Raw genomic sequence first — 14582 nt, forward strand, 5'->3', positions numbered from 1 at the left:
CCATGGAATCAAGCGCGATGCGTGAAACGACTGAAATAGCATATCAGTTGGCCTGGATTGCTGTGGACTGGGGCTCTAGCAACCTACGCGCCTGGGGGCTGGATCAACACGACCAAGTGGTTGCCCAAGCCAACAGCGACAAGGGCATGCTGTCGCTAAAGGCCGACGAGTACGAAACCGAGCTGTTAAGGCTGGTGGGTGATTGGTTGCCCGCTTCCGGCCAGACGGATGTGATGGTTTGTGGGATGGCGGGCGCTCGTCAGGGTTGGCTGGAAGCCGCCTATTTGCCGGTACCCACGCGGCTTGACCAGCTTAGCCAAGGCGCTGTGACGCCAACGCTTAGGGGTGACCAGCTAGGTGTTTACCTGCTGCCTGGCTTAAGCCAAACACGAGGTACCGCAACTCACTTTGATGTGATGCGCGGTGAAGAGACCCAGTTAGCAGGGCTCGTCGCCAACACCCCCGATTTTTCTGGCCTTGCCTGTTTGCCCGGCACCCACGCTAAGTGGGCTACCCTTGAAGCGGGTTCCGTTACTCAGTTCACGACCTATCTAACCGGTGAGCTGTATCAGCTATTGGCCAACCAGTCGGTGCTAAAGCATTCCGTTTCAACACCTTCTGCGGCCAGGAACAACCTTAACGATCCGACTTGCCGTGAGGCCTTTACTTCAGCAGTCAGAGAAATAAACGAAGCACCCGAACTGTTTAGTAGCCGCCTGTTCGGCCTGCGCGCACAAGATTTACTTGATGGTCGGTTACCTGCAGGGGACACGCGTGGTGCGGTATTGGCGGCCAGGCTCTCTGGACTCGCCATCGGTCTTGAGCTCACTGGCGCCTGCCGAAAGTGCCCCACCGATAAGCCCATCATGCTGATTGGCAATCAAGCGCTTAGCCAGCGCTATACGCTGGCGCTCAATACGATCGGCTATCAAACGCAGCATATGGATGGCGACACTGCCGTGTTAGCTGGCCTTCGACTCGCCCATCACGCGTTAAAATAATTTAAGCATGGAGAAATTGCCTATGTCGCTGCCCCTGATTGGTATTTTACGCGGTATAACGCCTGATGAGGCCGTGGATATCGCGGAAGCAGTGCTCGCCGCAGGTATCACCCAGATCGAGGTGCCACTTAATTCACCCAACCCGCTGGAGAGCATTCGCCGTTTGGTAGACGCATTTGGCGAGCGCGCAGTGATTGGTGCAGGCACGGTGCTCACCCCTGCCCAGGTGCGCGATGTTCATGCTGCTGGGGGGCGCTTAATCGTCTCCCCTAACTGTCGGCCAGCGGTGATCGAAGAAACGTATAAGCTCGGCATGGCTAGCTGGCCGGGTATTGTGACACCTTCAGAAGCCTTCGATGCGCTGGATGCAGGCGCCACCGGGCTTAAACTTTTCCCCGCGGTGCAGGTAGGCTTAGAAGGTATGAAAGCGGTTCGTTCGGTGCTACCCGAAGGCACACTTTTATATGCCGTCGGCGGCGCGGGTGTCGATAACTTTGCCGAGTGGCGCGCCGCTGGCGTCGACGGCGCAGGCTTAGGCAGCGCGCTATACAAACCCGGCCAAAGCGCTGCTCAGGTACGTCAACAAGCGCAAGCCCTTGTTGATGCCTGGTTATTAGCGGGAGAATAATAAGGAGAGCCAACAACAATGAATACAGACATTAGCGTTTCAACGTGGCAGGCCGAGTTAGCGGTCGATTGCCGCTGCACCTTGGGTGAAGGCCCCCAGTGGGACGCCAAACATCGGCGCCTTTATTGGTGCGATATTCTTGAAAAGCAGCTGCACTGGCTATCCCCCGCCACCGGGGAAAGCGGATACTATCAGCTTGATCATAGGGTATCGCTAGCCACGCCACTTGAAGAAGACGGGCTGCTGCTAGTCGGTGAGGATCGCTTAAGCCGCTTCGACCCAACCAGCGGCAGTGTAGAAAAGTTTTGCGATTTCGAAGCTGACAATCCAATGACTCGCAGCAATGATGCTCGCGTGGATCGTTACGGCAGCCTATGGCTTTCCAGTATGGGGAAATTCGCCGAGCAAGGCGCTGGCAGCCTCTACCGCTTACACCGCGGCAAGCTTACCCAACTGCGCTCAGGCCTGACGATTCCTAATGCTATCTGCTTCTCTGCGGATGGCCAGTTTGCCTGGTTTACCGACACCGTAACCGGCGTGGTAATGCGCTGGGCACTGGATGACGACGGCTGGCCCACTGGTGAACCCCAGCCCTGGGCTGACTTCTCCTCTACCCTGGGTAATCCCGATGGCGCTGTAGTCGATAGCGAAGGCTGTCTTTGGCTAGCACTGTGGGGTGCGGGACAAGTTGTGCGTCTGAATAAGGACGGAAAAGTGATAGGCCGTGTTGAGCTGCCGGTCAGCCAACCCACTTGCTCAGCATTTTCAGGTTCTGGCATAAAAACGCTGTATATCACTACGGCGCAAGAGGGATTTAGCGCTGAGCAGCTAGCTCAAGAGCCAACGGCAGGTTCGCTTTATGTGGTCGAACTCGATATCGCTGGGCTAGCTGAGCCGCCACTGCGCCTAAAATAGGTTCGATGTCGTTGCCACCACCGCATACCCCCTGTCATTGCGAGCGAAGCGAAGCAATCTTGGGGTATGTGCCACCGAAAGTTGAGATTGCCGCGTCACTGCGCTCCTCGCAACGACACGGCCTCGTTCCGACAATCCCAGTTTAGCCAGCGAAGCTTATATACATAACGATAACCAGTACTACCAGCACGATACCGGCAGGCACGGCGCCTTTCCAAGGCGTTAGATCCACATCGCCGCTGTGCTGCTGAATCCAATCCGTTTCACGCGGGCGAAGCTTGCCGATAATCAGCATCACGACGACCAGCAACACAAAGACCAACGCCACGAAGTGGAACTCGTGCATGATCTGCGGCAGCAGCGTAAAGGGCGGCACAAAGTAACCGGCAGCAATCAATAAACAGCCACCCACCAGGGCAATTTTAGCCGCCATAGGTGGAACGCGTTTGGTCAATAGGCCAACCAGCACCACAGCCAGAATCGGAATGAAATAGATCGCGTTCATCTTCTGCAGGTAGCCAAACAGACTCTCCTGACCAGCCAGCAGCGGCGCGATAATCATCGTGATGATGGCCATAATCCAGCCAAACACCTTACCCGATTTGACCACCTGTGCTTCGGTAGCCTCTTTGTTGAGCACTCCTTTATAGATGCCCAGGCTGAAAATCGTGGTGGTGCTGTTAAGTGCCGAGTTAAACGACGATAGGATCGCGCCTACCATCACCGCGGCGAAAAACCCGGTTAGATAGGGCGGCAAAACGTTAAACACCAAATGGCCGTAGGCTTCATCGGCACGCACACCCTGATCGGCATAAAGGTGATAAGCAATAATACCGGGCAACACCAGATATAACGGTCCCAGCAGTTTAAAAAGACCGGTCAGTAGAACGCCCTTCTGGCCTTCGGCAAGGTTTTTGGCTGCAAAAGTACGCTGAATAATTTGCTGATTGGTGCTCCAGTAGAAAAGATTAATCAGGAATACGCCGGTAAACAGCGTAAAGAACGGCACCTGCTGCTCGGAGCCACCAATCGAATTAAGCTTATCCGGGTCGCTCTCTTTAAGGATATTCCAGCCTTCCATAATGCCCGTGCCACCACTGACGGCCTGCAGGCCGAAGTAGACAATCACAAAGCCACCGATCAGCAGCCCGATGCCGTTAAGCGTATCGGAAACCGCTACCGTACGTAGCCCGCCAAACAGCGCATACACCGAGCCGATAATGCCGACGATCCACACCGTTAACCAGAGCAGCGCCGTGGACGACTCAATGCCGGTTAATCCAGGAAGATCAAGCATTCCCTGCAACCCTATGGCGCCCGAATAGAGAATAATCGGCAGCAGAATCACCGCGTAGGCAATCAAGAAAATGATATTGGTGATTAGCTGAGTCGTTTTATCGAAACGTATTTCGAGTAACTGCGGCAATGTGGCTATGCCACTTTTCAAAAATCGTGGCAGGAAAAATAGTGCCAGCGCTACCAGCGCAATAACAGCCACCACTTCCCAGGCCATTACACTTAAACCATCAGCAAAGGCAGCCCCGTTCAACCCTACCATTTGCTCGGTAGAGAGGTTGGTCATCAGCAGTGAGCCAGCAATCAACGGGAAGGTTAGCGTGCGGCCAGCCAGAAAGTAGCCGCTAGTGCTTGAGTGGTCATCGCGGCGCGTAATGCGCCAAGTAATGAAGGCGACTAGCCCTGTAAAAAACAGGAAGGACGCCAGGGTCAACGCGTGCATATTGACTCACCTCATCATCATTATATGTGGCACGCACGTTACGGTATGCGCGGATTAAAATGTCAGACATATTAGTCAGTCATTTTAGATGAGCTGAATATAGCCCTGTTATACACCTTTAGTCTTAGGAGCTCCTTCAAGAGCCAAGAGGGTACAGTAAGCGCATAAAAAAGCCCCGGTTCTGTTCTTAAACATGACGTTTAAAAACATAAACCAGGGCGGTTGGCAGCACTGCTATCGATGAGCAGCGGCGGCTTACTTAATGATGAAAACGCTCGGCTGATTGGCGTGCGAGTTCACGGATACCATCCCAATCTTCCGCTTCCACCATTGCTTTAGGCGTTAGCCAGGAACCGCCGACACACATCACATTGGGCAACGATAAATAGTCATCGGCGTTATCAACAGTGATACCGCCGGTGGGACAGAAGCGTGCTTCAGGAATCGGCGCACCAAACGCTTTGATCGCTTTAGCGCCACCGCTGGATTCTGCAGGGAAGAACTTAAACCGACGATAGCCATACTGCCAGCCAGTCATCAACTCAGAAACGGTTGAGACGCCTGGCAGCATCGGTACCGAGCTTTCAACGCCATAGCGATAGAGGGCGTCGGTGGCACCTGGGGTTACCACAAAATCAGCGCCAACCTGCTCGGCCTGGCGGTACTGGGCTGGGGTTAATACCGTGCCCACGCCAATGCTGGCACCGGGCAGCGCTTCACGCATGCGTTTTACCGCTTCCAGGGCACAGTCGGTTCGCAGGGTGATTTCCAGTACGGTTAGCCCACCTTCCACCAGTGCGCGGCCCAACGGGACAGCGTCTTCCAAACGCTCAATAGTGATGACCGGAATTACTTCGGCTTTCGAGCAGATGCTATCCAGCTCGGCGGTACGGGTGGACGGTAACTGTTTATCGATAGTCATTAGTGAGTCTCCAAGCAAATTATTATTGACTAAGGCGGTTAACTCTCAAGGGCAGGCCTAAGGATTGGCCTTAGGGCGCCCAGTAAATCGCCAGTGGGCAGGTTAAAAAGACACGTATCGGCAGTTGACGTACGTCGTCGCCGTTCAATGCCTTGGCCAATACGGCGCGTTTATCATCACCGGTAATGTGTAGAAAGTGACGGCGCGCTTGATGCAAGCGATCCGCTGAAAAGGTAATGCGTGGCTGCGGCTGGCTAGGGGTGCGCACTGCCACCAGCAACTCATCCGTGGCGAGTGCCAGGTCAAGCTCCCGGCTGTCGGGGAACAGCGAAGCGGTGTGCCCATCGCCGCCCATGCCCAGAATGACCACACTGGCGGGCCATGCCAATGAATCCATTCGCTTAGTAATTTCCTCGACACCTTCTTCAGGTGTAGCGGTATCGCAAGTTAACGGTATAAATTGGGCAGCCTTCGCTTCACCCTGCAACAGGTGTTCGCGCACCAGCTTGGCGTTGCTATCGCTACTTTCCTCTTTGACCCAGCGCTCGTCGGCAAGGGTGATGTCAATACGATTCCACGGCAGTCGCTTGGCCGCCAGCGCCTTAAAAAAAGGTACCGGTGTCGAGCCACCTGAGACGACTAACAGAGCACGCTCTTGATGGTTTAAATCTTCTTGAAGGGCTTGAAATACCGCTTCGGCAAGCTGCTCAGCGAGCTGTTGGCGTACTTGGCTCATATTAATAATCCTCGTACCAGCTGCGGCCATCCTGGGTAATCATAGCGATGGAAGCGACCGGGCCCCAAGAGCCCGCCGGATAACGACGCGGCGGCGTGTCACGTTTTTTCCAACCATCAATGAGTTGGTCGCACCAGCGCCATGCGTGTTCGATTTCATCGCGGCGAACGAACAGATACTGCTGCCCTTTCATGACTTCCAACAACAGCCGTTCGTAGGCATCGGGAATGCGCGACTTTGGGAAGGCGCTGTTAAAGTCCAGATGTAGCGGGCCGGGGCGCAAGCGCATGCCCTTATCCAGGCCACTATCTTTGGTCAATACTTGCAGGGCAATGCCCTCTTCCGGCTGCAGGCGAATAATCAGCTTATTCGAAGCAATGCCGCGCTGATCGGGATCAAAGATGTAGTGCGGCTGCTGGCGGAAGTGGATCACAATCTGGGAAAGCTTTTCCGGCATACGCTTACCGGTGCGCAGATAGAACGGCACCCCTGCCCAGCGCCAGTTAGCCACTTCGGTTTTCATCGCCACGAAGGTTTCGGTCTGGCTTTGGATATTGGCATCCTCTTCTTCTAGATAGCCGGGTACCGCCTGACCATCGCTGTTGCCCGCGATGTACTGGCCGCGCACTACGTCTCGACCCAGTGCTTCGCCCACAAAGGGTTTGAGTGCTTTAAGCACCTTCACCTTCTCGTCACGGATGGCATCGGCATCCAGGTTCGAGGGGGGGTCCATAGCAATCAGGCAGAGAAGCTGCAGTAGATGGTTTTGCACCATGTCGCGCAACTGACCCGCCTCATCAAAGTAGCCCCAGCGCCCCTCAATGCCCACTTTTTCTGCGACGGTGATTTCCACATGGGAAATGTTGTTCTGATTCCATTGTGTACCGAATAGTGGGTTGGCAAAACGTAGTGCGATCAGGTTCTGGACGGTCTCTTTGCCCAAATAATGGTCGATACGGTAAATCCGCGACTCGGGAAACACCTCGCCAATGGCGTCGTTAATTTCAATTGAGGAGTGCAGGTCGGAACCAATCGGTTTTTCAACCACCACGCGAGACTCATTGTCCAGGCTTTTGCTGGCCTGAAGATGGTGGCAGATATCACCGTAAATGCGTGCACCAACGGAAAGATACACCACCATCGGCCGAGGAGAACCCTTTCGCCACTGGCGGATAGCGTCGTACCCGTCGACACTCGAAAAATCGAGTTTTAAGTAATCCAGGCGGGCGAGAAAGCGCTCAAGGCTCTGCTGATCCTGCTCGTTGCTTTTCAGTCGTTTTTGCAGCACTTCATTTACCATTTTGCGAAATGACGCCGCATCATGCTCTTGGCGAGCCAGTCCCATAATGCGCGTGCTCTCAGGCATCAAGCCTTCACGATCAAGATGGTATAGGGCAGGAAACAGCTTGCGCATGGCAAGATCACCCAGCGCCCCAAACAGTGCTAAATCGATAGCATGGTTGGGATCGCCCAGCGGTGCACTTTGGGAAGCATTGGACTGGCTCATCTTTGCTCCTATTTATAATTAGGCATCTAATGTAGTTAGATTACCTAAAATTTACCGTATTGAGGGCATTATACGCAACAATTCGTGTAATTTTACTACAAAATATGCGGCAAGTGACTATCATCCGCCTGAGATACCCACTCTACCCCTCTAAAGCATGAATTTAGCTAGTGGTAGCCATGTCTCCACACGAATAATTCTTTAAATGCCTGGCTTTTTACAGACTTTTTATGGAAGGGCATGTTCACTTAGCGCATGCTTAAGAATACTAAATGGCGAGCTAGGTATATGACACCTTTTACACCATGGTTTCATCGCAGCAGGGATGTGTATCGGCACTGGGCACCTGTTTTTAAAATCATTTCTGTCCTCTGGGTCGTGCTAGCGCTGTTCATGCTGGTACCGCTAATGGTACTGCTCATTGAGAATGACCCAGACGCGCCTGCTTTTGGCGTTTCTGTGCTGATTGTGCTTAGTGCTGCCGCCATAACATGGCTACTAACCTATCAAGCATCGCTGGAACTGAAACCGTGGCAGATGTTTATTCTTACCGCTGCCAGCTGGGTCACCATCAGCGGTTTTGCCAGCCTACCGCTCGTACTTGGCGCACCCCAGTTGACATTTACCAATGCCGTCTTTGAATCGGTTTCGGCGATTACCACCACGGGTTCGACCATCTTGGTGGGCATTGAGCACTTTTCCGACGGTTTAAAACTATGGCGGGGATTGATGCAGTGGATGGGCGGCATCGGCATTATCGTCATGGGTATTGCGATCCTGCCGTTCCTTAAAGTCGGCGGAATGCGGCTGTTTCATACGGAGTCTTCTGACTGGTCGGATAAAGTGATGCCCCGCACTGGTGGTATCGCAAAAGCAACGCTAACGATTTATGTCAGCCTAACCCTTGTTGCAATTGGTAGTTATTGGTTTGGCGGCATGACCCTGCTGGATGCCACGGTCCATGGCATGACCTCGCTCTCTACCGGCGGCTTTGCCAATTCCGATGCCTCCTTTGGCGCCTATAGCGAACAACCATGGTTACTTTGGATGGCCAGTTTTTTTATGCTGAGCGGCGCGCTGCCGTTTGTGCTTTATATCCGGTTTCTACGCACATCACGTGATGTGCTATGGAAAGACCAGCAGGTACGTGGGCTTTTAAAACTGCTGCTGGCTGCAATTTTGGTACTCAGCGCTTGGCGAGTCATTCAAGGGGATCACTGGCTTGAGTCGCTTACCCACGTCACTTTTAACGTCATTTCAGTGGTGACGACCACCGGCTACGCTTCTGATGATTACACTCAGTGGGGAGCACTGCCGGTAGTTGCCTTTTTCTATCTAACCTTTGTAGGCGGCTGCAGCGGTTCGACCAGCGGCGGAATGAAAATTTTCCGGTTTCAGATTGCGACCTTAATGCTGCTCAACCAGCTTCGCTATCTGATCCATGCCAATGGCGTATTCACCACTCGCTATAATGGACAGCCCGTCACTAGTGATATCTCACGCAGCGTAGTGGCGTTCTCATTCTTCTTCTTTATCACCATCGCCGCACTGGCACTGGGCCTTTCCGCGTTGGGACTTGATTTGGTAACCGCCCTTTCCGGTGCCGCCACGGCGGTTACCAATGTAGGTCCCGGTCTGGGTGACATCATCGGCCCTGCGGGCAACTTTGCCTCCCTGCCGGATGCTGCCAAGTGGCTACTATGTATCGGCATGCTGATGGGCCGTTTAGAAATACTCACCGTGGTGGTGCTGCTGACCCCGATGTTCTGGCGGCGCTAATGAAAGACCATGCAGGACAACATCATGCTGCTTAGTAAATCCATCACCAGAAATGCGACGCAATTTTTTCGTCAGTTACGCGCGCCCACGCGGTTTGAACTCATGCTCGCCCTGGTGAGCACCGGTGCTGCGCTGCTGATCGCCTGGGGTCTGTACGCCTGGCTGGCACTCGCCAATCTTTCGTTGATCTTTCTTACCGCGGTACTCACCAGCGCTGTTTTGGCTGGGAGCTATGCGGCTTTGCTCAGCGCCCTGCTGGGGTTTCTGACCTTCAACTTCTGCTTTACCGTCCCGCATTTTTCGCTTGAGGTCGAAGAGCAGGAGCAGCTACTGACGTTGCTATTCTTCCTACTGGTGGCACTCGTAGTGGGTAAGCTCGCCGGCGATAGCCGACAACGGCTGCTGGAGCTGAGCGAGGCGCGCCTTGCAGAAGAGCAGGAAAGGCTACGGTCCGCGCTACTCTCATCGGTATCCCACGACTTGCGTACCCCGCTGGCATCCATCATTGGCGCCGCCAGTTCGCTGCGCACCCTGGATGCTCAGCTGACCCAGCAGGATCGCTTCGAGCTGCTGGATGGCGTGTTGAGCGAAAGCGAACGGCTAAATCGCTATATACAGAACCTGCTGGACATGACCCGCCTAGGCCATGGCGATATGAAAATCGAGCGTGACTGGGTCGCGTTTGGCGACTTGGTCTCATCGTCTCGTAAGCGGCTGGGCAGTATCCTCGATGGCCTGCAGATAAAGCAGCACTGGTCTGACGACCTGCCGCTGCTCTACGTGCATCCGGCACTGATCGAACAGGCCCTGGTCAATGTGCTGGAGAATGCGGCTCGTTTCTCGCCCCCAAATGGCTGCATCACTATCGAAGCCTGCTGCTCCGGAAGTTACAGAGCTGAGAAAAGTGGCTCTGCTAAGCCCAATACTGATGCTACGCCTACCCTGCTATTTTCAGTCACCGACGAGGGCCCCGGCATTCCTCCAGCACTACGCGAACGGGTATTCGATATGTTCGTTACTGGCCATGAAGGTGATCGCAGCCGACACGGCAGTGGCCTGGGGCTGGCGATTTGCCGCGGGATGCTGGGCGCCCACGCAGGGCAGATCCACGCTAGTCAAGGGCCCGCAGGGATCGGCACTACAATTACCATGTCACTGCCGCTCCTCTCCACCCGCGAGGAGGCAGGCAATGAGCAGTGATCAAGCGCGGGTGTTGGTCATCGATGACGAACCGCATATTCGCCACTTCTTGCGCATCAGCCTTGCCTCCCAGGGGTTCCAGGTGATTGAGGCCGCCACTGGTCGTGAAGGGCTGGAAAAACTCAGCGCCGGTGCCTCTGCCCCCAACGCGGACATCGTTCTGTTGGATCTTGGCCTACCCGATATGGATGGTCAGCAGGTACTTGATGCCATCCGCCAGCATTATGAAGTGCCTGTTATCATCGTTTCGGTTCGCGGGCACGAGGCAGAAAAAGTTCGTGCACTGGATAACGGTGCAAGCGACTACGTTACCAAGCCATTTGGTATCCAAGAATTGCTGGCCCGTATTCGCGCTTTATTAAGACGGCGCGCCAGCAGAAGTGCTCAGCGATTCAAGCATGGCGGACTGGTGGTCGATATCGCCGCCCACCAAGTCAGTTTGAATAACATTGCGGTTCATTTAACGCCTAAAGAGTTTGCCGTTCTGGCCCATCTTATCGCTTGTGCTGGACGCGTCGTGACTCAGACCCAGCTACTTCGTCAGATCTGGGGCCCCACCCACCAGGACGACAGCCACTATTTGCGTATTGTGGTGAGCAAACTGCGCTACAAACTCGGCGACGATCCCCAGTCGCCTACCCTGTTGCAAACAGAACCCGGCATTGGTTACCGGCTCTCCCTTGAGCCTGACCGTGAGGACAATAGCCCATGAAGATCATTATTCTCGGCGCCGGCCAGGTCGGCGGCACCTTGGCAGAACACCTCGCTCGCGAGGAAAACGACATCACTGTCGTTGATACCGACGCCAAAAAACTGCGCGATCTGCACACCAAACTCGATATCCGCACCGTCACTGGGGCAGGCTCTTACCCCATTGTGCTGCGCCAGGCAGGCTGTGAAGACGCCGATATGTTGATCGCCGTCACCAACAGCGACGAGATCAATATGATCGCCTGCCAGGTCGCCCATACGCTGTTTCGCACCCCGACCAAAATTGCCCGGGTACGCGCCACGGCGTATTTAACCCGCAAGGGACTGTTTGCCCACGAAGCGATCCCCATCGATGTATTGATCAGCCCCGAGCAGGTGGTCACCGACCACGTACGCCGCTTGATCGAGCATCCTGGTGCCCTGCAGGTACTGGAGTTTGCCGGTGGCTTGGTACAACTGGTGGCGGTGAAAGCGTTTTACGGCGGCCCGCTGGTAGGTCAGGATTTGGCCTTTTTGCGCCGCCATATGCCCAATGTGGATACCCGCGTGGCGGCGATTTACCGTCGTAACCGACCGATTATCCCCCGTGGCGATACGGTCATCGAAGCCGATGACGAGGTGTTCTTCCTCGCCGCACGCCGGGATATTCGCGCAGTGATGAGTGAGCTGCGCCGGGTCGAGCGGGGTTTCCGCCGCGTGGTGATCGCCGGGGGTGGCAATATCGGCGAGCGGCTGGCGGAGCATTTGGAGCACAGCCACCAGGTCAAGATCATCGAGCACAACCTGGAGCGCTGCACCACCCTCTCTGAACGCCTGGATCGCACCGTGGTGCTCCATGGCAGCGCCACCAGCAAGCGCTTGCTGGAAGAGGAGAATATCGAAGAGTGCGATATCTTCTGCGCGCTGACCAACGACGACGAGGTCAATATCATGTCGTCGCTGCTCGCCAAGCGTTTAGGCGCCAAGAAGGTGCTGACGCTGATTAACAACGCCGCTTATGTGGATTTAGTGCAGGGTGGCGAGATCGATATCGCTATTTCCCCCCAGCAGGCGACCATTGGCAGCCTGCTCACACACGTGCGCCGGGGCGATATCGTCAACGTCCACTCGCTGCGCCGGGGCGCCGCCGAAGCCATTGAAGCCATCGCCCACGGTGATAAGCAGTCGTCTAAGGTGGTGGGCCGCACGATCCGTGAGATCGACCTACCGGAAGGCACCACCATCGGTGCGATTGTGCGCGGCAAGGAAGTTATCATCGCCCACGGCGATGTAATGGTAGAGAGCGGCGACCACGTGATCCTATTTGTGATCGACAAGCGCCGCATTCGCGATGTGGAGCGCCTGTTCCAAGTTGGCTTAACGTTCTTTTAAGGACTCTTCTAACAGGCGTTTTTGAGAGGCTAAATCTCGACCGCACGACCTATAAACTCAATTGGCCCGGTGGGCAGGCCGGTGGCCGAACCGGTTTCGTCTTCCAGCGTTAGCTCAAATAGCTGGTTATCTTCAAGCGGCGGCAACTGGTCTAAGCGCATCCGAATGGGCTGGCCAGGTTCGACTAAACCCAGCGATACTGGAGCCTGCCACTCATCCGCCTTGGTCCAGAACTCTAGCGCTTTACCTTCGGGTACTTCGAAGGTGCCCAGCGGGATCAGCTCGATTTCCTGGCGTGATGAGGCCTGTACGACCCAGCCTGCTGATTGGGTTTGCGGGGCAAGCAGAACCACCATGTACTCGGGGGTCGTTGAAATAGTCGGTTCATTTATTTCATTGGTCAGCATTACGCCCATTACTAACGCCGCCGCTAAGCCAAACCCGGCAGCGCCGCGCCAAAGTGGCAGGCTGTGCAGCATACGCCGAGGCCTTTGCGGCACAGTAGTGGCAGGTCGAGCACGCTTAGCAAGCGCTTCCCGTGACGTTAGGCTGCGCTCAATACGCGGCCATAAATAGTCAGAAGGCGTTACCGGATCGGTAATATCGGTATAGGGCAAGAAGCGCTCTTCCCAAGCCATCACGGCTTTTTGCAGTTCAGGCTCATTGGGTAACCGAGCTTCCAGCGCTTTGCGCTGCTCTAACGACAATGTACCCAGCACGTATTCACCCGCCAAGGCATGGTCATCTTCATGTTCGTGATCATTTGGGCGGGTCATGCCATACACTCCCGTAGGCGCAGCAAGCTGCGTTTGATCCAGGCTTTAACGGTTCCCAACGGCGCGCCAGTATGGACAGCGATTTCCGCGTGGCTAAGCCCATCGACATAGGCGTGGAGTACGCAATTACGCCGCTCGGGCTCAAGCGCTTCTAAGCAGCTATCCATCCGCTGGCCGGTCTGCCAATCGAAGGCTTCGTCGACAACGGAGGCGTGCTGAAATTGTTCGTCATGATCTAATTCGGTGGGGGCACTACTGTCAAACGTGATCTCGCGATCACGGTAACGAATGGCGTTTAAAGCCAAATGGCGCGCGATACTGAATATCCAAGCTCGGGCAGAGCCTTTATCGGGGTCAAAACTATCGGCCCGCTGCCAAATATTGAGGCACGCATCGTGGACAATATCTTCGGCCATACCACGATCTTTGACGATTCTTATGACCACGCCTAATAATCGAGCACTCTCATGGACATAGAGTTGGTGCAAGGCGTCATGTTCACCACGGGCACAGTTGGCTATTGCCGCGGCATGATCAAATTCTGAAGACACGTCAGTCAAACTTCAGCTCCCTGTTGACGGCACCGACGCCAGTCGTCGTTCTCGCAGACAGCATAGCCGCTGGGAACTCGCCAAACGAGTCCCCAGCACTAATTTAAGTTATTCAGCAGTCCAGAAGATATAGTCCGCCTGGTAAGTAACTACCGCGGTGGCACCGTCGTGATCCATATCACAGGCCACATCGGGCGCAACACCGCCGTGGGTGTTCAAGCGCTGAATGTAGCTAACGCCCATCATGGCGCCTTCGCCTTCAGCAGGGTTGGCTTCAACAAGCTGGAGCGGAATATTGCCATCGCCATTGGCGGCTGTGGCTAGCTGGGTGCCGGTGATTTTTGAACCGTCCAACGCTTCCCAGGTGGCTGGCGGGCCGTAGTAGCTACCAACCTGGCTGCCATCGCTAGCATTAAGCGCAGCGTGGGGGCCTTTAAATACCCAACCCATGTTGCCGTCGTCTTTGGTTTCGCACATGTAAGTAATCGCGCCAACGCCAACCGTTTCGAGGGCGATGGTGTTGCCGTCCGGTACTTGGACATCCGCAGGCGTTTCGGCCAGAGCGGCATGACTGAAGGATGCAATCAGTGTAGTGGCTAAGGTAGCGCGCGTTAGATGGTGAAGTGTCATTTTCAGTCTCCTAAAAGGGTTTTTATCAGCCGCTTTAAATAGCGCCTGTATAGGGATTACCCGCGAGGAGACGTATTGGATGCACTATTTTTAAAAAATAAAAAACCCTGAGCAAGG

At 54.9% G+C, this 14582-nt stretch carries 14 protein-coding genes; 7 read left to right on the forward strand and 7 right to left on the reverse strand.

Features of this window, described 5'->3' with window-relative positions:
* Window positions 1-2: 2 nt before the first annotated feature.
* The 3 genes from ACXUPB_RS12970 to ACXUPB_RS12980 are packed head-to-tail and all read left to right on the forward strand — an operon-like array spanning window position 3 to window position 2544.
* Window positions 3-1001, forward strand: a complete 999-nt coding sequence (locus ACXUPB_RS12970; RefSeq protein WP_179915845.1) for a 2-dehydro-3-deoxygalactonokinase — start codon at window positions 3-5, stop codon at window positions 999-1001.
* Window positions 1002-1023: 22 nt separating this feature from the next.
* Complete coding sequence (locus ACXUPB_RS12975) at window positions 1024-1629, forward strand: 2-dehydro-3-deoxy-6-phosphogalactonate aldolase (RefSeq protein WP_035557075.1); 606 nt, start codon at window positions 1024-1026, stop codon at window positions 1627-1629.
* An 18-nt stretch (window positions 1630-1647) separates the two neighbouring features.
* Window positions 1648-2544: an SMP-30/gluconolactonase/LRE family protein gene (locus ACXUPB_RS12980; RefSeq protein ID WP_035557074.1), complete on the forward strand. Its 897-nt coding sequence runs from the start codon at window positions 1648-1650 to the stop codon at window positions 2542-2544.
* A gap of 142 nt (window positions 2545-2686) precedes the next feature.
* Here the strand turns inward: ACXUPB_RS12980 and ACXUPB_RS12985 are convergent, their stop codons facing one another.
* The 4 genes from ACXUPB_RS12985 to zwf form a co-directional block, all read right to left on the reverse strand.
* Entirely contained in the window at window positions 2687-4282 is a 1596-nt protein-coding gene (locus tag ACXUPB_RS12985) for a solute:sodium symporter family transporter (RefSeq protein ID WP_179917443.1), read from the reverse strand.
* A gap of 259 nt (window positions 4283-4541) precedes the next feature.
* Entirely contained in the window at window positions 4542-5204 is a 663-nt protein-coding gene (locus ACXUPB_RS12990) for a bifunctional 4-hydroxy-2-oxoglutarate aldolase/2-dehydro-3-deoxy-phosphogluconate aldolase (protein ID WP_035557071.1), read from the reverse strand.
* A gap of 70 nt (window positions 5205-5274) precedes the next feature.
* Entirely contained in the window at window positions 5275-5940 is a 666-nt protein-coding gene (gene pgl / locus ACXUPB_RS12995; RefSeq protein ID WP_035557069.1) for a 6-phosphogluconolactonase, read from the reverse strand.
* Window position 5941: 1 nt separating this feature from the next.
* Window positions 5942-7447 carry a glucose-6-phosphate dehydrogenase gene (zwf, locus tag ACXUPB_RS13000; RefSeq protein WP_179917442.1) on the reverse strand — a complete coding sequence of 502 codons (1506 nt, stop codon included), beginning with the start codon at window positions 7445-7447 and terminating at the stop codon, window positions 5942-5944.
* Between the two features lie 288 nt (window positions 7448-7735).
* On the opposite strand from zwf, the gene ACXUPB_RS13005 reads away from it, so the two are divergent.
* From ACXUPB_RS13005 to trkA, 4 genes are read left to right on the forward strand one after another with little or no spacing between them, the layout of a single operon-like run.
* Window positions 7736-9226 (forward strand): TrkH family potassium uptake protein, encoded by a 1491-nt coding sequence (locus ACXUPB_RS13005; protein WP_472952765.1) that lies wholly within the window; start codon window positions 7736-7738, stop codon window positions 9224-9226.
* 9 nt (window positions 9227-9235) lie between these two features.
* Entirely contained in the window at window positions 9236-10426 is a 1191-nt protein-coding gene (locus ACXUPB_RS13010) for a sensor histidine kinase (protein ID WP_472952766.1), read from the forward strand.
* Window positions 10416-11138: a response regulator gene (locus tag ACXUPB_RS13015; protein ID WP_472952767.1), complete on the forward strand. Its 723-nt coding sequence runs from the start codon at window positions 10416-10418 to the stop codon at window positions 11136-11138. Before ACXUPB_RS13010 ends, ACXUPB_RS13015 begins: the two co-directional genes overlap by 11 nt.
* Window positions 11135-12508 carry a Trk system potassium transporter TrkA gene (gene trkA, locus ACXUPB_RS13020; protein ID WP_472952769.1) on the forward strand — a complete coding sequence of 458 codons (1374 nt, stop codon included), beginning with the start codon at window positions 11135-11137 and terminating at the stop codon, window positions 12506-12508. The genes ACXUPB_RS13015 and trkA overlap by 4 nt, the downstream gene beginning before the upstream one ends.
* A 29-nt stretch (window positions 12509-12537) precedes the next feature.
* On the opposite strand, the gene ACXUPB_RS13025 is transcribed toward trkA, so the two are convergent.
* The 3 genes from ACXUPB_RS13025 to ACXUPB_RS13035 form a co-directional block, all read right to left on the reverse strand.
* Window positions 12538-13284: an anti-sigma factor gene (locus tag ACXUPB_RS13025; RefSeq protein ID WP_472952772.1), complete on the reverse strand. Its 747-nt coding sequence runs from the start codon at window positions 13282-13284 to the stop codon at window positions 12538-12540.
* Entirely contained in the window at window positions 13281-13835 is a 555-nt protein-coding gene (locus tag ACXUPB_RS13030; RefSeq protein WP_472956752.1) for a sigma-70 family RNA polymerase sigma factor, read from the reverse strand. The genes ACXUPB_RS13025 and ACXUPB_RS13030 overlap by 4 nt, the downstream gene beginning before the upstream one ends.
* A 108-nt stretch (window positions 13836-13943) precedes the next feature.
* Window positions 13944-14465: a DUF3455 domain-containing protein gene (locus tag ACXUPB_RS13035; protein ID WP_472952774.1), complete on the reverse strand. Its 522-nt coding sequence runs from the start codon at window positions 14463-14465 to the stop codon at window positions 13944-13946.
* Window positions 14466-14582: the final 117 nt, after the last annotated feature.

The sequence above is a fragment of the Vreelandella sp. DA03-1M genome (assembly GCF_055725665.1).

Bases quoted from the DNA above. Each gene is read 5' to 3' on its own strand.
- ACXUPB_RS13010 (WP_472952766.1), top strand. From the start codon at position 9,236: ATGCAGGACAACATCATGCTGCTTAGTAAATCCATCACCAGAAATGCG.
- ACXUPB_RS13015 (WP_472952767.1), top strand. From the start codon at position 10,416: ATGAGCAGTGATCAAGCGCGGGTGTTGGTCATCGATGACGAACCGCAT.
- ACXUPB_RS12980 (WP_035557074.1), top strand. From the start codon at position 1,648: ATGAATACAGACATTAGCGTTTCAACGTGGCAGGCCGAGTTAGCGGTC.
- ACXUPB_RS12975 (WP_035557075.1), top strand. From the start codon at position 1,024: ATGTCGCTGCCCCTGATTGGTATTTTACGCGGTATAACGCCTGATGAG.
- ACXUPB_RS13005 (WP_472952765.1), top strand. From the start codon at position 7,736: ATGACACCTTTTACACCATGGTTTCATCGCAGCAGGGATGTGTATCGG.
- trkA (WP_472952769.1), top strand. From the start codon at position 11,135: ATGAAGATCATTATTCTCGGCGCCGGCCAGGTCGGCGGCACCTTGGCA.
- pgl (WP_035557069.1), bottom strand. From the start codon at position 5,940: ATGAGCCAAGTACGCCAACAGCTCGCTGAGCAGCTTGCCGAAGCGGTA.
- ACXUPB_RS13035 (WP_472952774.1), bottom strand. From the start codon at position 14,465: ATGACACTTCACCATCTAACGCGCGCTACCTTAGCCACTACACTGATT.
- ACXUPB_RS13025 (WP_472952772.1), bottom strand. From the start codon at position 13,284: ATGACCCGCCCAAATGATCACGAACATGAAGATGACCATGCCTTGGCG.
- ACXUPB_RS12985 (WP_179917443.1), bottom strand. From the start codon at position 4,282: ATGCACGCGTTGACCCTGGCGTCCTTCCTGTTTTTTACAGGGCTAGTC.
- zwf (WP_179917442.1), bottom strand. From the start codon at position 7,447: ATGAGCCAGTCCAATGCTTCCCAAAGTGCACCGCTGGGCGATCCCAAC.
- ACXUPB_RS12970 (WP_179915845.1), top strand. From the start codon at position 3: ATGGAATCAAGCGCGATGCGTGAAACGACTGAAATAGCATATCAGTTG.
- ACXUPB_RS12990 (WP_035557071.1), bottom strand. From the start codon at position 5,204: ATGACTATCGATAAACAGTTACCGTCCACCCGTACCGCCGAGCTGGAT.